Here is a 23,008-nt window from a genome sequence, read left to right as displayed (position 1 = left end):
TAAAGATTTCTGGACGTCCTTTGCGGATCAATGACTTACAGCCTAATTTGCGGTACTAAGAATGGTTTTCCGCAGCCGTCAAGTTTTGCCATGCGGGCGTCTTCGTGCTAGCTTACGTTCCAGTTTCCAAAGATTCAGAAGAGGTTCCATTGCCCAAAGGTTTAGTGATCGTCGAGTCTCCCGCCAAGGCCAAGACGATTCAAAAGTATCTTGGCGCCGGGTACGAAGTTGAGGCTTCTCTCGGTCATATTAAAGATCTTCCCAAGAAGGGCCTCGGTGTCGACATTGAGAATGATTTCTCCACCGAGTACGAAGTAATTCCTGGCAAAGAGAAGGTCGTTTCTCACCTCAAGAAGCTCGCCCGTTCCGCCGACGCCATCTATCTCGCGCCTGACCCGGACCGCGAAGGCGAAGCCATTGCCGCCCATCTTGCCGAAGAACTCGGCAGCAACACCGATGGTGGTCGCAGCCGCAAGAAAGAGGCGAAGCCCGTCTATCGCGTCACTTTCAACGAAATCACCAAGAAGGCCGTGCAGGACGCTTTCAATAAGCCGCGTGAGATCGATTGGAACCTTGTTGACGCCCAGCAGACGCGTCGCATCCTCGATCGCATCGTCGGCTTCCAGGTTTCGCCCCTGCTTTGGGATAAGGTTCGCCGTGGCCTCTCCGCCGGACGAGTCCAGACCGTCGCTCTTCGTCTCATCGTCGAGCGCGAGCGCGAAATCCAGAAGTTTGAAAAGAAGGAATACTGGACCCTTGATGCTCGCCTGCATGCCTCCAAGCCTCCCGCTTTCGATGCTCGTTTCCTGGGCATCAATGGCGAGAAGCTGGAAGTCAACAATGAGGAAGAGTCAAAGCGCATAGTTGACGCTCTTCAGGCTGCCTCCTGGGCCGTCAACACCGTCAAGAAGGCCGAGCGCCGTCGCAATCCCGTGCCGCCCTTCACGACCTCTAAGTTTCAGCAGGACGCTTCGCGCAAGCTTGGCATGACTGTTAAGCGTGCCATGATGATCGCCCAGCGCCTATATGAAGGCGTCGAACTCGGTCCCGAAGGCACAGTTGGCCTCATCACGTACATGCGTACCGACTCAGTCCGCGTCTCCAACGATGCCCTGGCTGACGTTCGCACGCTGATCGAGCGCGACTACGGCAAGCCCTTCATGCCCGATTCGCCTAACGTCTATAAGACGAAGGCACAGAACGCGCAGGAAGCGCACGAAGCCATCCGCCCCAGTTCCGTCCTTCGCACGCCGGACGATGTCGCACCGTACCTGCAGGATGACGAACTGAAGGTTTACAAGCTCATCTGGCAGCGATTTGTTGCCAGCCAGATGACAGTCGCCATCTTCGACCAGACGACTGTGGACATCAACGCGACCCCGGCTTCCAGCTCCGATCGATACAATTTCCGCGTCACCGGATCGGTCCTGAAGTTTGACGGCTTCCTCAAGGTTTACGAAGAGTCCAAGGACACCAAGGACGACGAAGACGAGTCGCTCAAGCACAAGCTTCCGCCGCTCGAAGAGGGCCAGTCACTGCGCCTCGAAGCTCTCAAGCCCGAGCAGCACTTCACCGAGCCGCCTCCGCGCTACAACGAAGCCTCGCTCGTCAAGGAACTCGAAGAGCGCGGCATCGGACGTCCTTCGACGTACGCCGCCATTCTTTCGACCATTGTTGATCGCGGCTATGTGCAGAAGACCCCTGGGCGTGGCGGGAAATTTTTCCCCACCGAGATTGGCTTCGTTGTCACCGAGCTATTAGTCGAAAACCTGAAAGACATCTTCGACTACAGATTCACCGCCCGCATGGAAGAAGACCTCGATGAGATCGAGGACGGCAAAATCAAGTGGACGGCTGCGCTCCGTGAGTTCTACGACAAGTTCGAGAATGATCTCGAATACGCCGGCGAGCACATGGAAAACATCAAGCGCATGGAGAAGGCCACCGACCAGAAGTGCGAACGCTGCGGTGCGCCGCTCGTCCTCAAGTGGGGCAAGCACGGCTCGTTCTTCGCTTGCTCGACGTTCGACAAGAAGGACCCGAACTCCTGCACGTTCACCAAGGAGAATCCCATCAACCTCACTGATCTCGGTGATGCTGAGATCTCCTCTAACAACGAAGAAGAGTTCTGCGAAAACTGCGGACGCCCAATGGTTCTCAAGCGCGGACGCTTCGGCACGTTCATGGCCTGCACTGGGTATCCCGAGTGCAAGACCACGCGCCGTCTAGATGCCGCGCAGAAGAAACCTGACCAGCCTTTGGAAGAGAAGTGCCCCGACTGCGGACGCAACCTCGTCCTACGCAATGGTCGCTTCGGCGAGTTTGTCTCCTGCTCCGGCTACCCCGACTGCAAATACATCAAGCAGAACTTCATCGGAGTAAAGTGCCCGCAGTGCAAGACCGGCGAAATCGTCGAGAAGAAAGCGCGCCGCGGCAACTTCTTCTATGGTTGCAATAACTACCCGAAGTGCGACTTCACTGCGGCCACAAAGCCAGTAGCCGAAGCTTGCCCCGAGTGCGGCAGCCCCTACCTGCTTGAGAAGGTAACGAAGGAAGGCACCTTCCTCGTCTGCCCCAATAGCAAAAGTTCCGCGAAGAAGAAGACCACCAAAGCCAAAGGCAAAGCGGCTAAGAAGGTCGAGGAAACTCCGGAAATCACCTGCGATTTCTCCAAGAAGATCGCCGAACCCCAACCGGAATCAGAGCCCACCGTGGCTTAGAAACAATTCAGGGTGCCCCATCCTAAAACTCGTGTATTCGCGAGTTTTAGGATGGGGTAGTTGACTTGTTTTTCTTTGCCTTTCTCGCTCTGCTTTTGCATTTGTCCTTGCTTTTGCTCTTGCTCTTGTTTTGCCCTTGCTCTTGCTTTCGCCGTTGACCTTGCTTTTGCCGTTATCGGTTGCTTTTTCTTTCAGGTGTCATCCTGAGCGCAGCGAAGGACCCCAGCTGCCGTCCGAGTCTCCTCTGCTGATCAAGGTCACCTACCGCCGAACCTCCCAGCACGTCCGCGACCTCCACCTTGCTACAATCCCCCCATGCCCGCTAAGCAATCCGAAGCGATCATTCTCCGTACCTATCCCCTCCGCGAGGCTGACTTGCTCGTCACGCTGTTCACTCGCGCCGAAGGCAAGGTCAAGGGAGTCGCTAAATCTGCGAAGCGGTCGCAAAAGCGCTTCGGAGGCGCGCTCGAACCTCTCACTTGCGTACGCGCCTACTGGCAGGACCGTGAAGGCGCGGAACTCGCCCGCCTGGAATCCTGCGACGTTCTGCTCTCGCCTCTGTCGGCTACCATCGACTACCCACGCTGCGTCGCGCTCTCCCACATCGCCGAAATGCTCGACGAACTCCTCCCCGACCGCGAGGCCAATGACGGCATCTTCCGCCTTGCCTGGGGAGTCCTGCAAACTCTTGAGACCGATAGCATCTGGATTCCTGTCACCTATTTTGACCTCTGGATGGTGCGCCTCATGGGCTTCCTTCCACCCCTCGACGAATGCATAGAGTGCGGCGATGCCCTTACGAGCCAGCCTGCGTTCTTCCATGCTCTTCGCGACGGTCTTACCTGCGCGCGTGATCGCCGCATCGCCAGTTCTGAAATGTCGATTGATTCTCGCGAGATCGCTGCCCTCATGTTTCGCAACCCGGTCGATCACTTTTCCGAGACGCCTGTTCCTACATCCCGCCTCGCCGATCTCCGCAAGTTCCTCATGCAGATCATCAATCGCCACCTCGATCGCAAGTTGCAAACCTCGTCGCAACTTGAACGTCTCGATTAGGCGACTACTTCAGTTCTTCGGTCGAGCATCGGCAATATGCAGTTCGACCTGTTTCACGAAGAATCTCAGTCCTGCGAGCGCCGCAAACATCGCGATTGCATTCCATGAACGCAGTTGTGATGTCGCAAGCAGCGCAGTAGCCGTACTCAGGCCCAGTCCACTGACGATTGCCGATCCCACGCGTTCCCGTGCTTCAGTCGCACCTGCCACGCCAGTACGAATCAGAATCCATAGCGCACGCAAAACTCCGCTCACGATGACTGCAATCACCGCCGCCCAGAGCAGAGTCGATAGCAATCGCACATACGTATCCATCTGAGCGCTCTTCTATGCTGCCTTTGGCTCTTCAGTCCTTAGGCGCTCCGGGCTTCGCCTTGCCGTAGCTTTGTCTATTTCTTTTTGCAGGAAGAAATTCAGAACCGTTCGCAAGACGACAATCGCTGCGAGTTGACCGATCTCGTTCCACGTTGGCGAAATTGCAGTTCGCAGTATGTCGGCAGCAAGCTCAAATTCCAGCGCAACTGCCAGCCAGCGCCCCAGACGTAATCGAATCTGTTCCTTCGCGTCCTGCTCGGCAACATGCCGCAGCACAAAAAGCGTCAATGCCCGGTACACGCCTTCGACTGCCGCAAGGCCGATGATTACCGCTGCAGCGCCTTCAATCCCCGAAGCCAGCAGATACGTCAATCGCTTGAAGAGTTCTTCCATCGCTGGCAATTCACTTCGATTGCGTAGAACCCTCTGCGTGCGACCTCGTACCCGCAGGTACCGGTCCCTTGCCCGAAGTGACTCGTACTGCCTGGTCCACCACCGCATAGAGCAACTGGTCCGTATCGGCCTTCGCTGTCTGCTTAATGTAGTTTCCCATTCGTTCTCCAGCTTCTTTCGTATCGGGTAACGAAATACCACGATTCCGCGCCGAAAGTTCAGCCAGCGTCTTCACCATTTCAAAGAACTTCGATTCGTCTCTCCCGCTTAGCACCCACGCATCGTGCACCGTGCTGGTGATCAACTGGTCGGTCGTCCATGAGGGCTTGCCTTCCTGCTCGGCAGTTTGCTGCTCAGACTGGCTGTTGCTTTGTGCAATCGCTGCCGTGCCACTCAGCAACACCCATCCGATCAGCAACTGGCAAGTAGTTCGGCAAGATGCCTTCATGTCTCCATCCTCCTTGGCTGTTATGTCGATACACAATCTCGCGGATTACCGCCGGTGGTAGTAGTAATCATCGCGTTCGTTGTTCTGGTGTGCCTGTCCAACGATCGCGCCAATTCCTGCTCCTGCTGCTCCAGCAATAAGAGTGCCTTTCAGCCCACCACCGATCAGCGTTCCCAGCACTGCTCCACCTGCTCCGCCGATTACTGCACCCGTACCTGGCCCAATGCCGCCTTCGCGCCGATCTTCGTAGTAGCCATCGTGGTAGTAGCGGTCGTCGTAGCGATCGCCGTGATGCCGTCCATAGCGATAGGAATGATCATGGCCCCGGTCATAGCGTTCACCGCGGCTTCCGTCGCGAACGCCGTCATAAAATCTTCCCCGGTCCTGTGCTTGAAGGTTCAATCCGGTTGCCATCATCAATGCAACCAATAGCATCGCAATACGTGCTCTCAACATGGTTCGCCTCTCGTCTTTTTCATTGTGCAAAGGTGTTGCACGCCTCAAGACGGCCCGTCTCCAGCCCGCGCTTGAACCACGCCTGCCTCTGCTCCGAGGATCCATGTGTGAACGACTCAGGACTCGCCCTTCGTCCTGACATGCGCTGGATACGGTCATCGCCAATCGCCGCTGCCGCGTTGAGTGCCTGGGCAATGTCGGCTTCATCTACCAGCTTTCGCTGTTCTGTCGAATGCCCCCACACGCCTGCATAGCAGTCGGCTTGCAATTCCAGCCTCACCGAGAGCGCGTTTTGCGCACCCGGATTCTGCTCCATCGCCTGCCTCACCTTGCGCTCTGTCCCTAAGAGATCCTGCACATGATGTCCAATCTCATGTGCTAACACGTAAGCTTGCGCAAAGTCGCCATCCGCCCCGAACCTGCTGCGTAAATCATCGTAAAACCCCAAATCGATATAAGCCTTCTTGTCCTCGGGACAGTAGAACGGGCCAGTCTCCGACTGCGCCACCCCGCACCCAGAGCGGATCGCGTCGCGAAATAGCACCAGCTTTGCGTGTGAATACTGCCTGCCGTGTTCCTGAAAAATCCGATCCCAAGTCTGCTGCGTGTCGTCCAGCACAAACGACACAAACCTCACCTTGGGCTCTTCTGCCGGATCGTTCACTGGGCGCGACGTCCTGCTCGGGGTGTTCGCCGTCCCGCCCCCAATTAGCGAAAGAAAGTTCCCACGAAAGACAAACGCCAGCACTAGAACCAGCAGAAATCCGCCTATTCCCATGCGTCCCGAGAGCAGCATCATCAGAGGCAGCCCAAATCCCGCGCCTGAGAATCCTCCGCCGCCACCGCCACGATCGTCTTCTAGATCACTGCTTCTGCCACGATCTTCCCACTGCATCTTCTCTCAGATGCGCGGATCCCGCTCCTTTATGTCCAGCGCCTGACCATGCCCTCACACTTATGGCCTGCCGTTCGGTGGGCTTTTCAAATACTTTCTGTCGCAAACGCCCTCCGACTTTCTTCTTGCTGCCTCAAGCATTTACAATGCTCTCCAGATCGGATTGCATTCATGACTGAACCACTGACCTTTCAGGAACTCATCCTAAAGCTGCAGGATTTCTGGGCTCGGCAGGGCTGTGTGTTACAGCAGCCACTTGATGTCGAAGTTGGCGCTGGCACTATGTCGCCTGAGACCTTCCTCCGCGTGCTCGGCCCCAAGCCGTACCGTGTCGCTTATGTGCAGCCTTCGCGCCGTCCTGCGGATGGTCGCTATGGAGAGAATCCCAACCGCCTCTACAAGCACACGCAGTTTCAGGTCATCCTGAAAGCACCGCCCGAGAACGTGCAGGAACTCTACCTCGAATCGCTCAAGGCGATCGGTATTGATCTCGCTCGTCACGACATCAAGTTCGAAGAGGACAACTGGGAAGCTCCGACGCTTGCTGCCTGGGGTGTGGGCTGGCAGGTCATGCTCGACGGTCTCGAAATCACGCAGTTCACATATTTCCAGCAGTGTGGCGGCATCGATCTCGATCCCATGTGCGCCGAGCTTACCTATGGCCTCGAGCGCATCGCCGGATTCCTGCAGGATGTAGATTCGATCTACGACATCGTGTGGGTTCGCGGTCCGCAGGGGGATGTCACCTACGGAGACATCCGACTCCCCGATGAAGAGCAATTCTCGGTTTACAACTTCGAAAAGGCCGACGTGGACAAGCTTTGGCTACACCTCAATGCCTACGAAGCCGAGTGTCAGGCGCTCATTGATGAGTATGTTGCCGGAACCCGCAAGCCGGACTCAAGGAAGCCGAAGAGTGCAGCTTCTTCCGGCAGCACAGTCGCAGTCGAAGGGCCGAAGTTCACAGCCGAGCAGCGCCGCCGTTTCCCGCTGCTTCCCGCATACGATCTCTGTTTGAAGTGCTCGCATTTGTTTAACCTGCTCGATGCTCGTGGCGCTATTAGTGTGACCGAGCGCGTCGGAGTCATTCAGCGGGTTCGTAATCTCGCCGTCGGAGTTGCACGCGCCTGGGTTGATCAGCAATCCGCGTGTGAAGTTACTGCGACAGCGGCAAGAGTTTAGGTGGCGCACATTCGTCCGGGGAAGTCGGAGTCATGTACCCGATAACCGTTTAGGCGAATGTGGGATTCGCCAATACGCGAGCCGGTATGTCGCACATAAATTTGCGATTTCACCGCAGGCAGCAAGCGTTTGGCCTCACAATATAAGGAAGCAATCGACCTCATGTCAGATTTCCTGTTAGAAATCGGTACCGAAGAAATCCCCGCGCGCATGATCGCCTCTGCCGCGGAGGAGTTGCAGCGTCGCATTGGCGACCTTGTTAGCCGCGAGCGCCTCTCTGCCAGTTCTGATTCGGCGTCCGAAGGTTTCGCCTCGCCTCGTCGCATCGCCGTGCTCGTGCGCGGCATTCAGGATTCCCAACCCGATCTTGCCGAGGAACTCCTTGGTCCGCCTGTGACTGCTGCCTACAAAGATGGTCAGCCCACGCAGGCTGCCATTGCATTCGCGCGCAAGGTCGGAGTCTCGCTCGAACAACTATCTCGGGTTACAACGCCCAAAGGCGAATACCTCGCCGCCAACGTCGTAAAGAAGGGCAAGCCCGCAGTTGAGATTCTTACGGAGCTCGTCCCCAAGGAAATATCTGCTCTCTATTGGGCGAAGAACATGTACTGGCGCCCGGGTAAGCCCGAGCGTTTTGTCCGCCCTGTTCGATGGGTTGTCGCACTTCTTGGCTCCAAGGTCGTGCCTTTAGAATTCGGTGGCATTACCGCGGGTCGCACCTCACGCGGACATCGCATTCTGTCCTCTGCTCCGGTCGAACTTAGTTCGCCAGCCGAGTATGCCGAGAAACTTCGTGCCGCCAGCGTTCTGCCTAGCTACGCCGAGCGCGAACACAAGATTCGCAAAGCCCTGGACGCTGCCACTCGCCAGATTCCCGGCGCGCGTTGGCGTGAAGATAAGGGTTTGCTTGATACGGTGGTGAATCTCACGGAAGCGCCCTCGGTGATCCTCGGCAACTTCGACCCCGAATTCCTGGCGCTTCCCGAAGAAGTCCTCGTTACGGTGATGCGCGACCACCAGAAGTACTTTGCGGTCGAAGACGGCAACGGCAAGCTCTTGCCCCATTTCCTCGCCGTACTCAACACCGTTACCGACGCTGAAGGGGAAGCCATCGTGCGCCACGGAAACGAACGCGTTCTGCGCGCTCGTTTCAACGATGCGCGCTTCTTCTGGAATACCGATCAGAAGCTCACGTTGAAAGATCGCGTGCCGTTGCTCAAGTCAGTCACCTTCCAGAAAGAGCTAGGCTCCTACTGCGATAAGGCGACCCGCACACAGCATCTTGGCAGCCTGCTTTCTTCAGTTATCTCTGAATTCCATCCCAACCTGCGTCAAGGTGTCGTCTACAAGGCCGCGCTCATGGCCAAGTGCGATCTCACCACCGAGTTGGTGAAGGAATTCACCGAACTGCAGGGAATTATTGGTGGGCTGTATTTGGTTCATCAGGCCGAGCGCATGGAACTGCCCGAAGCCTCTGCGCGCGCCATCGGTCAGGCGATCTACGATCAGTACAAGCCGACCTCGATGGAAGACGAAGTGCCGCGCACGTTGGAAGGTGCCGTCCTCGCGATCGCCGACAAGGCCGATACGATTGCCGGCATGTTTGCTCTCGGCATGATTCCTTCCGGCTCCAAGGATCCCTTCGCACTCCGTCGCGCCGCCAACGGAATCGTTCGCACTCTCGTCGAGCACAATATGCCGATCAGCTTGAGCCATCTCATGACTGATGCGCTGCTCCAGTACAAGGGAACCGACGCCGAGTCGCGCTTCAAAGCTGTTGAGCAATTCGATCACAACGTTTCGGCATTTTTCCGTGAACGAATTGAGTTCTATCTGCGTGAAGCTCGTGGCTTCGCCTACGACGTCACAAATGCCGTACTCGCTGCCGGTTCGGATAACGTTGTTGACGCGCTTCTCCGCGCCGAAGCTGTTGCCAAGGTTCGCGGCACCGAAGACTTCGACGCAATTGCCGCCTCCGTGAAGCGCATCAAGAACATACTGCGTCAGGCTGAAGAGGCAGGGAAGTCTCCTGCTGGTGCGTATGCAACGTTCGATGCTGCCGAGGAAGCTTTCCGGGGTGACGATCCTCAGGGTGTCCTCGCCAAGCGCACGGCCAACCTTGCTTCGAGCACTGCGGCCCTTTGCAAAGATAAGAAGTACGATGAGGCTCTCGCCGAGCTGGCCACTATCCGGCGGCCGCTTGACGAATTTTTTGACAAGGTAATGGTGATGGTGGACGACGAGGCGGTCCGAAGCGCTCGTCTTTGTCTCCTCCAGAAGGTGGCATCCATGTTCCAGGCCATTGCCGATTTCAGTGAAGTTGTTACCGAACGAAAGGCTTCCTAATCGGGGGCCTTTTCTTTTGTTACAGAGTTGTTCTTTTTAACCGTAATGATATGCAGCTTAGTTTTGAGCTGCGAAGTGGAAAATGAGAACGTAATCTCTTAAACCCCAAGAGAGTGAGGCTATGGCTACTCCCACAGTAAGTGCAGTGAAGTATGTTTACTCCTTCGGCGGCGGCAAGGCTGAGGGCAATGGCAAGATGAAGGATACCCTCGGCGGCAAAGGCGCGGGTCTTGCTGAGATGACCAACGCCGGGCTCCCCGTACCCCCGGGATTCACCATCCAGACCGAGGCATGCCGCGAATACATGCGCGGTAAGGTCAGCAACAACATTGACAAGGAAATGGATGCCGCCCTTGCGCAGCTCGAAGCCCTTCAGGGACAGAAGCTAGGCGCTGGCGAAAATCCGCTGCTCGTCTCCGTTCGCTCCGGCGCAAAGTTCTCCATGCCCGGCATGATGGACACGATTCTGAACCTCGGACTCAATGACGAGAGCGTCAAGGCTGTTGCGAACCGCACGCAGAATCCGCGTTTTGCTTACGATTCCTATCGCCGCCTCATCCAGATGTTCGGGAACGTGGTTCTCGACATCGAGAAGGCGTACTTCGAAGAAGTATTCGACGGCAAGAAGAAGCAGAAGAAGGCGAAGCTCGACACCGACCTCGACGCGAAGGCTCTTCAGGAAGTCATCGCCGACTACAAAAAGGTCGTCAAGAAGCACGCAAAGATCGAGTTCCCGCAGAATCCGCATGACCAGCTCGTTATGGCTCGCGACGCCGTGTTCCGCTCCTGGCAGAACGATCGCGCCAAGCACTATCGCCGCATGAACAACATCGACGACATGCTCGGCACGGCCGTCAACGTTCAGGCCATGGTGTTCGGCAACATGGGCGAGACTTCCGGCACGGGCGTGGGCTTCACCCGCAACCCAGCCACCGGCGCCAAGGAATTCTATGGCGAGTTTCTGCTCAATGCTCAGGGTGAAGACGTCGTTTCCGGCGTTCGCACTCCGAAGCACATCACCGAACTCCAGAAGATCATGCCCGATGTGTACAACCAGCTCCGCGACATCACCTCGCGCATGGAAAAGCACTATCGCGACATGCAGGACTTCGAGTTCACCATTCAGGACAACAAGCTCTACATGCTGCAGACGCGCAACGGCAAGCGCACCGGCTTGGCTGCTGTTCGCGTCGCGATCGACATGGTTGAAGAAGGCCTGATCACCAAGGAAGAGGCTATCTTCCGCGTCGAACCCAACCAGCTCTATGACTTCCTCGTTCCTCGCCTTGATGAGAAGGGAACCAAGGTCGAGGTTCTCGCCACTGGTCTTCCTGCCTCCCCCGGCGCCGCTGTGGGACAGATCGTTTTCAGCGCTGACGATGCTGTAGCGATCAAGCAGAAGGGCAAGTTCAAGTCCATCATCCTCGTCCGTGGCGAAACCACGCCTGAAGACATTCACGGCATGGAAATCGCATCCGGCATTCTCACTTCGCGTGGCGGCATGACCTCGCACGCTGCAGTCGTTACCCGCGGCATGGGCAAGTGCTGCGTGGCCGGAGCCGGCGACATCGTCGTTGACGAGAAGAAGAAGGAAATGCGCGTCAAGGGCCAGACTTTCCGCGAAGGCGATTGGCTCTCTCTCGACGGCACCACCGGACGCGTCATCAAGGGCAAGCTCAACACCCTCGAAGCTTCCGCTGGCGACAAGGACCTCGTAAAGTTCATGTCCTGGGCTGACCCCGAGCGCAAGCTCAAGGTCCGTGCGAATGCCGACATTCCGCGCGATGCGAAAACCGCCATCTCGTTCGGAGCCGAAGGCATCGGCCTCTGCCGCACCGAGCACATGTTCTTCGCCGAAGATCGTCTGCCGTTCATGCGCGCCATGATCATGGCCAATAACGAGAAGGACCGCCGCGTCGCGCTCAAGAAGTTGCTTCCCATGCAGCGCAAGGACTTCGAGGGTCTGTTCACGGCTATGAAGGGCTTCCCGGTTACTATCCGTACCTTGGATCCGCCTCTGCATGAGTTCCTGCCGAAGCGCGAAGACCTGCTTGTCGAGATCAAGGAGCTTGAACTCACCAAGCCCCGCTCGCCGAAGCTCAAGGATCTGCGCATCACGCTCGCTCGTGTTGAAGAGCTTCATGAGCAGAACCCGATGCTCGGCCATCGTGGCTGCCGTCTTGGTATCACCTATCCGGAGATCACCGAGATGCAGGCGCGTGCCATCATCGAGGCTGCCCTTGTGCTGAAGAAGAAGGGAATCACGGTCGTACCCGAAATCATGATTCCTCTCACGACCGGCATCAAGGAAATGAAGAACCAGGCCGACATCGTCCGTCGCGTCGCCGAAGAAGTTTTCGCTGAAAAGAAGGACAAGGTTGAGTACAAGGTTGGAACCATGATCGAGCTGCCTCGCGCTGCTTTGGTTGCCGATCAGATCGCTCAGGAAGCTGAGTTCTTCAGCTTCGGAACGAACGACCTCACCCAGACCACTTTCGGGTTCTCGCGTGACGACATCAACAAGTTCCTGCCCGAGTACACCAAGCAGGGAATCTTTAAGCAGGATCCCTTCGCCACTCTCGATCAGGAAGGCGTTGGCCAGTTGGTTCAGCTTGCCACCGAACGCGGCCGCAAGACCCGTGCAGATCTCAAGGTCGGCATCTGCGGCGAGCACGGCGGCGACCCCGAGTCGGTCAAGTTCTGCCACCGCGTGGGACTCAGCTATGTTTCCTGCTCTCCTTTCCGCGTCCTAACCGCTCGTCTCGCTGCCGCACAGGCCGCACTCGAGGAAAAGGGCGGCAGCGGTGGAGCCACCAAGTAACAGTTATATCGATGTAAGTCGATGTATTCAGGAAGAAGCAAGGGGATGCGAAAGCATCCCCTTTGTCGTGTTCCGTGATGTAGTGTTCTGAAACAGGTTAGAGCGTGTTAGAGCGCTACTGAAACAGCACCCGGAAGGGTGTTTGAATTTGCTAACACCAGTCCTCTCTCGCCGTTTTGTACGCCAGTACCAGGCCGCTGGCCATTCGCAACGGTTCCCGTCGTTGGCGTTTCAAGCGTGCCTACCGCACCCGGCAACTTTGCTGCCGCTGAAACTGTGGAAGCAACTCCGCTCTCATTGACTCCGCGCGATGCAGGCAGATCGCCCGTCTGAGCAAATATCATTCCGCCCGCCAACAGAATGGAAGCGGCTAAAGAAGCAATCTTGTTCGTATTCATCATTCTCCTAACTACGCGCTCCTGATCCGCCCCACTTGCTTCGGAATCACAAGCGTATATCTCTTAAGAGCATGAGCCACTGCCGCCGCGATGTGAAATTCATTCTTTCTATCGCCGTTATAACGACGCGATCTGCATAACTCCAAACGGGTGTCATCCTGAGCAAAGCGAAGGATCCCAGCCCCAATCTGTCATGTCCTCCTCGGCACAAGGTCACCTATCAACCGGCCCAAAGCAAGAGCCCCACTCCGCAGAGTGGGGCCAAATTGTCAGCAAGACCTTTACCAGACCGTGTAAGTCGACTTGTCGATCCACTCATGGTATCCAATGCCACTTGCATTCACGTCCAACTGGTATTGCACTCCAACCTGGTTCGACCAACCCACATATTTTGCCGAATAGGTCTGGTTGAGCGTGTACGCTGTCCCATCCACCACCAGCGTGACGAATATGTAGTTGTGCGTGTTCGGCACGCGCTGCATGTACCACTGAATGTGGTGCCACACTCCGGGAGCGAATGTCTTACACGGAATGCTGGTGTGCAACCACGCGCCATTGGCCTCGTCCCACACGTCCCACTTTCCAGCAGCCAGATTGCACTGGCTTCCCATCATGTAGTTGTAACCATCAAGGAACTGAAATGCGTCATACTCCAGTGCCTGTGCGGATGCCGTCGAATCCACTTGAACGTAGAAGTCCCACAGGAAGTTCGTCGCGCTGTTCTGTGCTCCAAGCTTGTTCCACCACAACGCGTTCGCCCATATGCCGGAGTTGTAAACCTCCATGCTGTTTCCGTCCATGGACGGCGCGGCTTGATTCAGCGACATCCAGTACGTGCCAACACCAGAACCACCCGCGCAGTCTGAGGAATCGCACCACCCCCAGCCGCTCATCTGGTCGATGTTCGTAAATACCTTTGCGGTTGATGGCGGTGTAGGCAGCGGACTTGTAGGTGTGGGCGTAGAACTTGTGCTGCCCGAGCCAGTGCCGGAGGTTGTGCCAGTGCCGGAGCCTGATGTCGTGCCCGAGTCAGAGCCGGATACTGAAGTCGAAGTCGTGCCTGACCCAGAGCTTGTTCCGCCCGTTCCAGAATCCGATCCTGAAGTGGAAGTGGATCCCGAGCCGGAGCTAGAGGTTGATCCAGAACTCGTCCCAGTTGTTGTTGATCCTGAAGTGGAACCTGAGCTCCCCGAGCTTGAGTTGGAGGTTGTTGATGTAGAGCTTGAACTCGTTGACGTAGATCCGGCTTGCGTCGAGGATATTTGCGTCTGCGGTCCTGTTGCGCAGGCAACGCTGAACCCTAATGTGAGTGCAGCGAAAAGAACGGGCAAAACAGCATTCTGCTTTTCCATGCATTGAACCTGGCGTTATGTAGTTCCCTTAACACTAGGTTCCGGTAACCACACCGGGAATACGTAAGACCACCTACATCACTCACTGAAGTCTCTGCACATTCGAAACCGGCCATGGACCGCAGTAACAGAGCGCAAATTAGCCCGAAGTCTGTCTTTCAAACGATCCGAGCTTGTCAGGATTTCTATGCAGCGAGCAGCTCCGTACATCCAGTTAGGGGTTACCCTGCGGTTACCTTGATCGCACGCTCAAGCTGTTCGAGCTAACACATACATCAACTCTGTTACGATATCTGCATCGCCCTTTTTGGAAGTTGAACCGGTGTCCTCGAATGCGCTCGAAGTGCGCTCGCTTTCTGAGCGCTTTTATCACCCTGAACTCGACGTTCTTCGCTTCTTCGCTTTCTTCCTGATCTTTGTGCATCACTCGATGCCGCACGATCCCGGTTTCTACCTGAGCATGGGAGTCGGCCCCGCGCTCGCCGCCGTCCTTGCCGCCTTCGGGGCAAGTGGGGCATACGGGGTCAGCATCTTCTTCCTGCTCAGTTCATACCTCGTAACCGAACTTCTGATCCGCGAGCGAGCGACTATCGGGCGCGTTGATCTTCGATCGTTCTACATTCGGCGCATCCTCCGCATGTGGCCTCTCTACATCTCCTTTCTCGCCCTCGCTTGGGCCATGCAGTGGTTCGTTCCCGGACAGCACATCGGATGGCGCGCACTACTCGCCTTTGTTTTCCTTGGCGGGAACTGGTGGATCGTCTTCGTCGGTTTCCCGTCCTCGGTGATCTTTCCTCTGTGGGCCGTTTCGGTGGAAGAGCAGTTCTATATCTTCTGGCCTTCCATCATGCGAAGGCTCACAGCACGTGCAATGATCGGCGCCGCCGCAGTGATGCTTGTCATCGCCAATGCAACACGCTGGTACCTGGGAATGTCACATACTTGGGAGTCGAAGGTATGGTGCAACACCTTTGTTCAGTTCGACTCGATTGCGCTCGGCATCATCATCGCTGTCCTCCTCGCTGGACGCGCTCCAAAGCTGCCGCGCCTCACTCGCGCCGCGCTGTTCATCGGAGGGTTCACCTGCCTTGTGCTCGCCGGCAACTATTTCCGCATCAAGGACGACCCGCTTACCATTGCACGCTTGATGCTCGGCTATCCTGTCGCTGTGATCGGAGCCGTCGCGCTGTTCATCGGCACGCTGCATCCACGTTCTTCATCGCCTGATTCGTCTGCAAACTGGCGCACATCCATCGTGAAACTGTTCACGTACCTCGGACGGATTTCCTTCGGCCTTTACGTCTTCCACATCCTTGGTCTTCTCATCAGCGAATACGTCGTCCATAACTACGGAGCAAGCCTTGGACGATATCTCGAGCGGCAGACCATAGCTTTAACAGTCACCATCGCCCTGGCCGCTCTTAGTTATCGCTTCCTAGAGACTCCATTTCTCACTCTCAAGCAGCGCTTCACCCACGTCCTCTCGCGCTAGCGTCCAGAACACACTTCAGGGTGCCCCACCCTAAACTCACGCCTCTGAGTTTAGGGTGGGGTAGTTGCCTTCGCTCTTGGGGTGCTCTTTTTTTGTTGCTGTTGCTCTTGCCTTGGCGTTGTTGTTGCCGTGGGATGTTGTTGTCCTTGCTGTTGGGGTTGCTGTTGCCTTTGTTCTTTGTCTTTGTTTTTGATTGTCATTCCGAGCGAAGCGAAGACCCCCTGCCAACACCAGCATCTTCATTGCTGCCATTGCTGCCCTAGGTTACCCAACCCGTGCGCCATCGCGTTTTACACGAACCACTCTCGGCATTGCTGACGCGCAGCTTTGACACCTTCCGCCTGCCTTCTTACTATTCTCTGCATGAAAACCTTGCTCGCACTCACGCTCGGGGCTTCTCTGGCTGCCTTTGGCCAGACGCAAACGTTTTCCACCTCTGCTGGAGACGTAAAGATCACGCCCATCTACCACGCCAGCACTCTTATTCAAGCGGGAGGGAAGACGATCTACGTCGATCCCGCCAAGCCCGCCAAAGTGACTGGCCTCCCCAAGGCGGACCTGATACTCATCACTCACATTCATCCCGACCACTTCGATCCCGAAGAGATCTCCTCTATCAGCCAGCCCAGCACGCAGATAATCGCCCCACCTTCTGTAGTCGAGAAGCTTCCGGCGGCGAAGCCGATCACCAACGATCAGACTCACCAGTGGCAACAGTGGACGATTGAAGCCGTGCCTGCCTACAACCTCAAGCGTGGTCCCGCGCCGGGACAGCTCTACCATCCAAAAGGACGCGACAACGGCTACGTCCTGACTTATGGGGGCAAGCGTTTCTACTTTTCCGGCGACACCGAAGGCATTTCGGAAATGCGAGCATTGAAGAATATCGATGTAGCATTTGTCTGTATGAATCTGCCCTACACCATGCCTCCGGAGGAAGCGGCCGACGCGGTCAAGGCATTTCATCCCAAGGTCGTGATCCCTTACCACTACCGGAACTCGGACCTGAAAGTCTTTCAGCAGCGACTCGCCGGAACGGGGATCGAAGTTCGCGTCCTCGACTGGTATCCAAAGTAGATGCGGAAGAAGCTGAGCCATTCACCGCAAAGTTAATAGAAGAAGGGAACTGATACCAAAACAGTTAATGACCTGCATCGCCAGGTTCTAACATTAACTTCGAGGTGAATATTTGACGCTTTAGTCATTGTGCAAACAGGCAATCGTTCAGACGCAGAAGGAGCCGGTCGAGTCCCGCTCCTGACGACCATTTTCAACTTCCTTCATTGCACTTCTTGCAGTCTCGCAATGAGTTTCTGCGCTAGGTTCTCATCGCTCTCCGACCACAGCACGCGTCCGGTTGCGTTAGTGTTCTTCTCGACTCGATGCGTGAACTCAATTAGCGCCGCAACGTTCGCCTTTACTCGCAGCGCGTCGTCGGAGTTTAGCTCCAGCCCTTCATGCAGGAATGGATAGTCTAGGCCGAAGTCGATAAGGATGTGGCCGCGCTCGGCAAAAGCGCCATCATCAAACCCCAGTCCCTGCGCGGTGAAAACCACTTTCTCCGGACGCAGCACCCACTGCTTTGTCTCAGCATCCAGTACCCAGAGATCCCAGTACGCTTCGAGGCTGATGGCGTAGTCCGGCTGCGCGTATTCCTTCAGCTCTTCAGCGGCTTCTTCGGGGCTCACCCCTGGAGAGTAGCCTTCTTCGAGTAGGGTGGCTTCCGACCAATCCACCGGTTGCACCGATGCGTACTGCACACCGGAGCGCGTCTCTGAGAAAGGGAAGTACTTCAGCACCTCCACCAATCGAGACAACATCATCTCCGGTTCGAAACCTGGGAACCAGAGGCTAAGGTTCAACGAATCTGCCATTCAGCAGTCCTCCCGATCAGGCGCACCCGCGCCAGCATTGATTGCCCGTGAATTGCTGCCGTCATCACATTTCCATGCTAACGTATTGCTTCGACTGCGGCGAGTTGATCAACTCCCGTCCGAGGGGGACCGGAGCCAAATGAATTTCGCATTTCCACAGAAGATTGTATTATCGGGCCTGCTCCGCTTTGACACACCCCGCTGTGATTGCTACTATGAATCAGGTCATACACCTGCCTAGAAGCGTCCCCGTCGTCTAGCCCGGCCTAGGACACCGCCCTTTCACGGCGATAACGCGGGTTCGAATCCCGCCGGGGACGCCAAACATTCCAAACAACACACTCTAATTCAGTTCGCACGAACTCGCGGCTCTGCCATGTCATGCCGTTGATGTGTTTCAGGAGTGTTTTGTCTGCAATCGTGTCTCCAAGAGAATGCGTTTGAGGCGCATAAAATCAGGCACAAACGGGTGCAGAGCAGACGCGCTCAGACTATAATTCGACGTACCGCCGGGATGGAAGAAGTGCCTGGTTTTGGCCGGGGTCGCACTACTTGCCTACACTTTGCCGAACTGATCAATCTGAACACGGAAGCTGGTACCGCTATGGAGTGCTAGTTCCCGTATATGCCGTGTTCGCGATCTCGGTAGGCGCGATGATGGGCTGGATCTTTTTCCCGGACGCTTTTGTAAGGATCTTTTCGGGATTAGGGTACACAAAGCCAAACACCGCATTAGGGCTGCTGTGCCTTGCGACTTCGTTGTTGCTTGCTGATGACTCAGTGCGGGAAGGCAGCCTCGCATCACGTGTATGTGCCGGGTGCGCAATGCTGCTCGGCCTACTTACGATGGCCGAGCATGTCACCGGATTGAATCTAAACATCGACCAGCTGTTCTATTTCTCATCGATCCATCTGCAGCCCGAGCGCATGTCTCCCGTCACGGCGCTCAACTTAGTGTTCCTGGGATTTTCCATCCTGCTGCTCGATACGTATATTAGGCGTTTTGCTCCATCGCTTGTTCTCACTTGGGCCACTGCGTGCCTCTCATTTGCCAGTTTCACCTGGTATGCCTACGACCGCGGCAGTCTCTACAGCCTTGGAATGTTCTCGCACGTATCGATCTCGACTGCGTTTGCCTTCCTGCTGCTATGTCTGGCTATCATGTTCAAGCGGCCGAAACGTGGGGTCGCTGCGATTCTGTTGAGTACTGAGTTGGGCGGAAAAACGGCGCGGCGGCTGTTGCCAGCGGCTATCTTCATTCCATTTTCGGTTAGCTTAGCCATTCTGAAGCTGAATCAGGCGGGTGACTTTGGCACGGCCGTAATGGTCTTCCTCTTTGTTGTTGCTCCTGTTGTGGTGTTTGTGCCGCTGGTATTGATCAGCGCGTCTTTGTTGAACCGAATGGAGCGCGAACGGCAGCAGAGCGAGAGCGAACTGAGGATCAGCACCGAGAGGCTGTCGAGCGTTGTCAGTTCAGCGATGGACGCCATCATTACGCTGGATCACAAGCTTCAGATAATTGTCTTTAACAAAGCTGCCGAGAAGGTCTTTGGATGCCCGGCAAGCGAAGTGCTTGGCAAAACGCTTGATCGTTTTCTCCCCGAAACAGTCCGAGAACTGCACGCTAAGGAGATTATTGCGTTCGGAGAGTCCGGCAGCACAGCCCGCTCAATGACCTCTCCGGGGTTGTTGACGGCGGTGCGCGCAAACGGCGAGCAGTTCCCGATGGAGGCGACTATTTCTCACGTGCAAGTCGCCGGACAAAAGCTGTTCACGGTGATTCTGAGAGACGTCACGGAGCGGAAGCGTGCGGAAGAGAAAATCAAGGAAAGCGAGGTGCGCTTCCGTTCTATCTACGAGCAAGCGGCGGTTGGCATCGAGCAGGTTTCGTCTGACGGGCATCTTCTAATGGTGAACGCTGCGCTGTGCCGCATGCTGGGCTATGACGAACGAGAACTGCTCGGCAAAGAGACCCAGGAGATCACTCATCCGGACGACCACGAACGCGAGCTTTCGCTGTTCAAAGAGACTGTGCGTAAAGGCGGCAAGTCTTACGAGATCGAGAAGCGATATCTACATCGCGACGGTTCTATCGTCTGGGTCAATGTGACCTGTTCGCTCATAAGTGATGAAAAGGGGGTACCGGCCTTTCGCATCTCGGTCATTCAGAACGTAACAGAGCGGAAGCGGGCAGAAGAGCAATTGAAACAGGCGCAGAAGATGGAGGCCATAGGTAGGCTGGCCGGTGGTATGGCGCATGATTTCAACACGTTGCTGAACGTCATTTTGGGATACTCGGAGATCCTTCTGGCTGAACTTCCTCCGGGCGATATGCGACGTGAACGCGTGCTTCAGATTAAGAATTCCGGTACGACCGGGGCTATGCTCACGCGGCAACTGTTGGCGTTCAGCCGCAAGCAGGCAATTGCCCCCGAAGTGATGGATTTACGTGAGGTTGCCGAGAAACTGACGCCACTGCTCGGACGTCTGCTTCGAGATGATGTCGAGTTGAATGTGAAGTGCTCCGATGAGTCATGCACGGTAAAGGTCGATCCGGGGCAGGTTCAGCAACTCATCATGAACTTGGTCGCAAATGCCGGAGATGCAATGCCGAACGGCGGCCAAGTCAGTATTGAAGTGAAAGCTGTCGAGGTCGGGGAAGAATACGTTCAGCGCCATCCCATGCTGACGGTGGGGCGTTACGTCATGCTTGCGATCAGCGACACAGGCGTTGGAATGGATCCCGATACAGTGGCGCATATCTTCGAGCCGTTCTTTACCACCAAGGAATCCGGCAAGGGCACTGGACTCGGACTCGCGACTGTGTACGGGATCGTGAAGCGCAACGGCGGGGATATCTGGGTGTATAGCGAACCTGGGTTGGGCACCACATTCAAGATTTATCTCCCGATGTCGACCGAAGCGATTGAGAAACTCGTGCCTGCGAGCCAGGAGCGCACCCGCGGCACCGGCGGTGAAACTATCCTTTTGGTTGAGGATTCCGCAGCGCTGCGCGAACTTACAAAAGTAATCCTGCTGCGCGATGGCTACAACGTGCTTGAGGCGGAGGACGGGGTCGCCGCGATGGAATTATCGTCCAACTTCAATGGGCCCATACACCTGCTGCTGAGCGATGTTGTGATGCCGCGTATGCGAGGACCACATTTGGCGCGCGAGATTATGGCGAGGCGTCAGGGCATCGCAGTTGTTTTCCTATCGGGGTATACCGAAGAAGTGATTGCACAGGCAGACAACGTGACACGCTTCTCACTCGTAGAAAAGCCTTATACGGCAGACGTGCTGTTGAAAGCCATCCGTCGAACCCTTGACGACCGGCGCTCGCGGGCTGCGGCCAAAGCCTGACTGTATCTTCGAAAACCCTCCTTAATTCTCTCACTTAGCTATGTGCTGAATCCGATTGCTGTCCTACAATGTGAGTGTCTACTCAGGCGACAAAAGACATTTCACAGGCCCGAAGAGGTCTGGAGCTAGAAGCGGAGACACAGCAAATTGGCAACTTCTTCGATTCAGTCGCAGATGGTCGCTGCACCTGGAGCAGGGATCGGTGCATGCTGGACAGTTCATTCGCTTCTTTTTGACGCTGTTTGATTTAGGGGTATAGAGACACTATTCAAGGAAGCGGGGAACAAGCTATGGCAACACAGATAGAAGCACCGACCAATTCACGTACACCAAGTTACGTTGGCCCTTTTATCACCGTTACCGGTCTTTACTTCATTTTCGGATTCATCACAACTCTTAACATGCAGTTGGTACCGCACCTGAAATCGGTGTTCAATCTCCCGTGGTTGCAGGCAGCCCTTGCAAATTTCGCGTTCTTCGCTGCGTATTTTGTCTGTTCTGCTCCTACCTCAAAACTGATTGATGCTATCGGCTACAAGAAGACGATGGTGGTCTCGCTGCTTGTGCAAGTCGTGGGCGCATTGCTGTTCCTGCCCGCTGCTAGTCTGCCCAACTTCTGGCTATTCCTAGCGGCAGTCTTTATTGTGGGCGCGGGTGTTGCCGCACTTCAGACCTCGGCGAACCCCTATGTTTCTGCTCTCGGACCTGAATCGAGCGCGCCAGTTCGCCAGAACCTGGCACAGGCGTTCAACTCGATTGGTGCCACGCTGGCCCCGATTGTGGCAGGAGCGTTGATTCTGAAGCACAAGGTCGTAATCGATGCTGTGACTCTGGCCCAGAAGACTACCGAAGAACAGCTCGCGTACAAGGTGAGCATTGCGAGCACCGTTCGCACGCCTTATCTAGTGATCGCGGGCGCGCTCATCTTGTTAGCGGTGGCCGTGTCGTTTGCGAACCTGCCAACGATCGCTTCGACTGAAAAGGCAAGCTCAGACAAAGCGAATGAAAGCATCTGGAGTTTCCGGCACACAGTTCTCGCCACGATCGCGATTTTCCTTTATGTCGGCGTGGAAGTGGGACTGGCGCAGTTCATGATCGGCTACTTCGGCTTGAAGGAATTGGGCGGATTGGCCGCCGCAACCGCCGCTGGACTGACTGCTTATTACTGGGGTGGCGCACTCGTAGGGCGTCTGCTCGGTTCGGCCGTGTTGACCAGAGTGAATGCGGGCTTGCTGCTTGGTTTGTTCGGACTTCTGGCCGCGGGCAGCGTAGTGTTTTCGGTTTCCACGACTGGCCACATCGCCGTATGGAGTCTGTTGCTTTGCGGCTTCTTTAACTCGGTTATGTTCCCCAGCATCTTCGCGTTGGGCATCGTTGGTCTGGGACCGATGACAAGCAAGGGCTCGGGCCTGATCATGACCGCAGTTGTGGGCGGAGCAGTGGTTCCGGTTATTCTTGGTGGCTTGACGGATAAGTTTGGATTCCGCTCAGCCGCGCTTCTTCCGGTATTCTGCTACCTCTTCATCGCGTTTTACGGCTTCGTCGGACACAAGCCAAACAAGCGGCTTGCATAGTTTCACGGGCCCTTCTCCTGTGAGAAGGGCCCGTGAATTGTTCACCGGAAGTTCTTCCATTTTCAACTGTGACGCGACTAAATCCCTCGTATATACAGCAGCTTGCAATGCATAATCCTTCCGCATAGCACTCATAAGAATTATCGATTTCCATCAAAGCCCGCAAACATCTATCTATGATTGGGATCGTTTGTCGAAGGAAGCCGTTCATTCCGGAAAATAAGTAAGACGATAGCGAAAGTTGCAATAAGAGGGCTCGTGCGTTCGCACCTTGAAAGCCGGAACTGGCGCTCCTGGCCGGACTTCCAAACGTATCGTTTCGT

General features: G+C 55.8%; 19 protein-coding genes and 1 tRNA gene. 11 read left to right on the top strand and 9 right to left on the bottom strand.

Annotation, left to right across the window (positions count from 1 at the left end):
- The first annotated feature begins 149 nt into the window (after positions 1-149).
- Together topA and recO are read left to right on the top strand one after the other, a co-directional pair.
- Positions 150-2,720: a type I DNA topoisomerase gene (gene topA, locus AC6IZD_RS09650; protein ID WP_497787481.1), complete on the top strand. Its 2,571-nt coding sequence runs from the start codon at positions 150-152 to the stop codon at positions 2,718-2,720.
- Positions 2,721-3,035: 315 nt separating this feature from the next.
- The gene (gene recO / locus AC6IZD_RS09645) at positions 3,036-3,776 is read left to right on the top strand and encodes a DNA repair protein RecO (RefSeq protein ID WP_497787480.1); all 741 of its coding nucleotides are present in this window, start codon (positions 3,036-3,038) and stop codon (positions 3,774-3,776) included.
- A 9-nt stretch (positions 3,777-3,785) separates the two neighbouring features.
- Here the strand turns inward: recO and AC6IZD_RS09640 are convergent, their stop codons facing one another.
- The 5 genes from AC6IZD_RS09640 to ypfJ are packed head-to-tail and all read right to left on the bottom strand — an operon-like array spanning position 3,786 to position 6,283.
- Entirely contained in the window at positions 3,786-4,091 is a 306-nt protein-coding gene (locus AC6IZD_RS09640) for a hypothetical protein (protein ID WP_497787479.1), read from the bottom strand.
- A 12-nt stretch (positions 4,092-4,103) separates the two neighbouring features.
- Entirely contained in the window at positions 4,104-4,484 is a 381-nt protein-coding gene (locus AC6IZD_RS09635) for a DUF1622 domain-containing protein (RefSeq protein WP_497787478.1), read from the bottom strand.
- A gap of 10 nt (positions 4,485-4,494) precedes the next feature.
- Positions 4,495-4,932 (bottom strand): hypothetical protein, encoded by a 438-nt coding sequence (locus AC6IZD_RS09630; RefSeq protein WP_497787477.1) that lies wholly within the window; start codon positions 4,930-4,932, stop codon positions 4,495-4,497.
- A 45-nt stretch (positions 4,933-4,977) separates the two neighbouring features.
- Positions 4,978-5,388, bottom strand: coding sequence for a hypothetical protein (locus tag AC6IZD_RS09625; protein ID WP_497787476.1), 411 nt, complete (start codon positions 5,386-5,388; stop codon positions 4,978-4,980).
- Between the two features lie 19 nt (positions 5,389-5,407).
- On the bottom strand, positions 5,408-6,283 hold the full coding sequence (gene ypfJ, locus AC6IZD_RS09620; protein ID WP_497787475.1) for a KPN_02809 family neutral zinc metallopeptidase: 876 nt from the start codon (positions 6,281-6,283) through the stop codon (positions 5,408-5,410).
- A gap of 171 nt (positions 6,284-6,454) precedes the next feature.
- On the opposite strand from ypfJ, the gene AC6IZD_RS09615 reads away from it, so the two are divergent.
- The 3 genes from AC6IZD_RS09615 (at position 6,455) to ppdK (ending at position 12,632) form a co-directional block, all read left to right on the top strand.
- A complete protein-coding gene (locus tag AC6IZD_RS09615) occupies positions 6,455-7,465 on the top strand; it encodes a glycine--tRNA ligase subunit alpha (RefSeq protein WP_497787474.1) in 1,011 nt (336 codons plus the stop codon).
- 162 nt (positions 7,466-7,627) lie between these two features.
- The gene (gene glyS / locus AC6IZD_RS09610) at positions 7,628-9,811 is read left to right on the top strand and encodes a glycine--tRNA ligase subunit beta (RefSeq protein ID WP_497787473.1); all 2,184 of its coding nucleotides are present in this window, start codon (positions 7,628-7,630) and stop codon (positions 9,809-9,811) included.
- 121 nt (positions 9,812-9,932) lie between these two features.
- Positions 9,933-12,632, top strand: coding sequence for a pyruvate, phosphate dikinase (gene ppdK / locus AC6IZD_RS09605; RefSeq protein WP_497787472.1), 2,700 nt, complete (start codon positions 9,933-9,935; stop codon positions 12,630-12,632).
- Between the two features lie 107 nt (positions 12,633-12,739).
- Here ppdK and AC6IZD_RS09600 read toward each other — a convergent pair whose 3' ends face one another.
- The gene (locus tag AC6IZD_RS09600; RefSeq protein WP_497787471.1) at positions 12,740-13,033 is read right to left on the bottom strand and encodes a hypothetical protein; all 294 of its coding nucleotides are present in this window, start codon (positions 13,031-13,033) and stop codon (positions 12,740-12,742) included.
- Between the two features lie 278 nt (positions 13,034-13,311).
- Positions 13,312-13,857 carry a hypothetical protein gene (locus tag AC6IZD_RS09595; protein ID WP_497787470.1) on the bottom strand — a complete coding sequence of 182 codons (546 nt, stop codon included), beginning with the start codon at positions 13,855-13,857 and terminating at the stop codon, positions 13,312-13,314.
- A 7-nt stretch (positions 13,858-13,864) separates the two neighbouring features.
- Here AC6IZD_RS09595 and AC6IZD_RS09590 point away from each other — a divergent pair, with 7 nt between their 5' ends.
- Complete coding sequence (locus AC6IZD_RS09590) at positions 13,865-14,389, top strand: hypothetical protein (RefSeq protein WP_497787469.1); 525 nt, start codon at positions 13,865-13,867, stop codon at positions 14,387-14,389.
- Positions 14,390-14,704: 315 nt separating this feature from the next.
- Complete coding sequence (locus AC6IZD_RS09585; RefSeq protein ID WP_497787468.1) at positions 14,705-15,874, top strand: acyltransferase family protein; 1,170 nt, start codon at positions 14,705-14,707, stop codon at positions 15,872-15,874.
- A 36-nt stretch (positions 15,875-15,910) separates the two neighbouring features.
- Here the strand turns inward: AC6IZD_RS09585 and AC6IZD_RS09580 are convergent, their stop codons facing one another.
- The gene (locus AC6IZD_RS09580; protein WP_497787467.1) at positions 15,911-16,126 is read right to left on the bottom strand and encodes a hypothetical protein; all 216 of its coding nucleotides are present in this window, start codon (positions 16,124-16,126) and stop codon (positions 15,911-15,913) included.
- A gap of 111 nt (positions 16,127-16,237) precedes the next feature.
- Here AC6IZD_RS09580 and AC6IZD_RS09575 point away from each other — a divergent pair, with 111 nt between their 5' ends.
- Complete coding sequence (locus tag AC6IZD_RS09575) at positions 16,238-16,951, top strand: MBL fold metallo-hydrolase (protein ID WP_497787466.1); 714 nt, start codon at positions 16,238-16,240, stop codon at positions 16,949-16,951.
- 203 nt (positions 16,952-17,154) lie between these two features.
- Here AC6IZD_RS09575 and AC6IZD_RS09570 read toward each other — a convergent pair whose 3' ends face one another.
- Complete coding sequence (locus AC6IZD_RS09570) at positions 17,155-17,748, bottom strand: hypothetical protein (protein ID WP_497787465.1); 594 nt, start codon at positions 17,746-17,748, stop codon at positions 17,155-17,157.
- A 245-nt stretch (positions 17,749-17,993) separates the two neighbouring features.
- On the opposite strand from AC6IZD_RS09570, the gene AC6IZD_RS09565 reads away from it, so the two are divergent.
- The 3 genes from AC6IZD_RS09565 (at position 17,994) to gluP (ending at position 22,685) form a co-directional block, all read left to right on the top strand.
- Positions 17,994-18,071: transfer RNA gene (locus tag AC6IZD_RS09565), tRNA-Glu, on the top strand.
- A gap of 286 nt (positions 18,072-18,357) precedes the next feature.
- Positions 18,358-21,111, top strand: a complete 2,754-nt coding sequence (locus AC6IZD_RS09560) for a hybrid sensor histidine kinase/response regulator (RefSeq protein WP_497787464.1) — start codon at positions 18,358-18,360, stop codon at positions 21,109-21,111.
- A gap of 290 nt (positions 21,112-21,401) precedes the next feature.
- Positions 21,402-22,685, top strand: a complete 1,284-nt coding sequence (gene gluP, locus AC6IZD_RS09555; protein WP_497787463.1) for a glucose/galactose MFS transporter — start codon at positions 21,402-21,404, stop codon at positions 22,683-22,685.
- Positions 22,686-23,008: the final 323 nt, after the last annotated feature.

The sequence above is a fragment of the Koromonas humicola genome (genome assembly GCF_059726255.1).
The sequence above is the reverse complement of the archived record's forward strand: the minus strand, read 5'-3'. Positions and strand labels throughout refer to the sequence as shown.

What these genes read in the sequence shown, in the direction of transcription:
- AC6IZD_RS09570 (WP_497787465.1), bottom strand. Translation starts at nt 17,748, where the DNA reads ATGGCAGATTCGTTGAACCTTAGCCTCTGGTTCCCAGGTTTCGAACCG.
- AC6IZD_RS09640 (WP_497787479.1), bottom strand. Translation starts at nt 4,091, where the DNA reads ATGGATACGTATGTGCGATTGCTATCGACTCTGCTCTGGGCGGCGGTG.
- AC6IZD_RS09575 (WP_497787466.1), top strand. Translation starts at nt 16,238, where the DNA reads ATGAAAACCTTGCTCGCACTCACGCTCGGGGCTTCTCTGGCTGCCTTT.
- AC6IZD_RS09635 (WP_497787478.1), bottom strand. Translation starts at nt 4,484, where the DNA reads ATGGAAGAACTCTTCAAGCGATTGACGTATCTGCTGGCTTCGGGGATT.
- AC6IZD_RS09595 (WP_497787470.1), bottom strand. Translation starts at nt 13,857, where the DNA reads ATGTCGCTGAATCAAGCCGCGCCGTCCATGGACGGAAACAGCATGGAG.
- AC6IZD_RS09630 (WP_497787477.1), bottom strand. Translation starts at nt 4,932, where the DNA reads ATGAAGGCATCTTGCCGAACTACTTGCCAGTTGCTGATCGGATGGGTG.
- ppdK (WP_497787472.1), top strand. Translation starts at nt 9,933, where the DNA reads ATGGCTACTCCCACAGTAAGTGCAGTGAAGTATGTTTACTCCTTCGGC.
- AC6IZD_RS09600 (WP_497787471.1), bottom strand. Translation starts at nt 13,033, where the DNA reads ATGATGAATACGAACAAGATTGCTTCTTTAGCCGCTTCCATTCTGTTG.
- glyS (WP_497787473.1), top strand. Translation starts at nt 7,628, where the DNA reads ATGTCAGATTTCCTGTTAGAAATCGGTACCGAAGAAATCCCCGCGCGC.
- gluP (WP_497787463.1), top strand. Translation starts at nt 21,402, where the DNA reads ATGGCAACACAGATAGAAGCACCGACCAATTCACGTACACCAAGTTAC.
- recO (WP_497787480.1), top strand. Translation starts at nt 3,036, where the DNA reads ATGCCCGCTAAGCAATCCGAAGCGATCATTCTCCGTACCTATCCCCTC.
- AC6IZD_RS09580 (WP_497787467.1), bottom strand. Translation starts at nt 16,126, where the DNA reads ATGGCAGCAATGAAGATGCTGGTGTTGGCAGGGGGTCTTCGCTTCGCT.
- ypfJ (WP_497787475.1), bottom strand. Translation starts at nt 6,283, where the DNA reads ATGCAGTGGGAAGATCGTGGCAGAAGCAGTGATCTAGAAGACGATCGT.
- AC6IZD_RS09615 (WP_497787474.1), top strand. Translation starts at nt 6,455, where the DNA reads ATGACTGAACCACTGACCTTTCAGGAACTCATCCTAAAGCTGCAGGAT.
- AC6IZD_RS09625 (WP_497787476.1), bottom strand. Translation starts at nt 5,388, where the DNA reads ATGTTGAGAGCACGTATTGCGATGCTATTGGTTGCATTGATGATGGCA.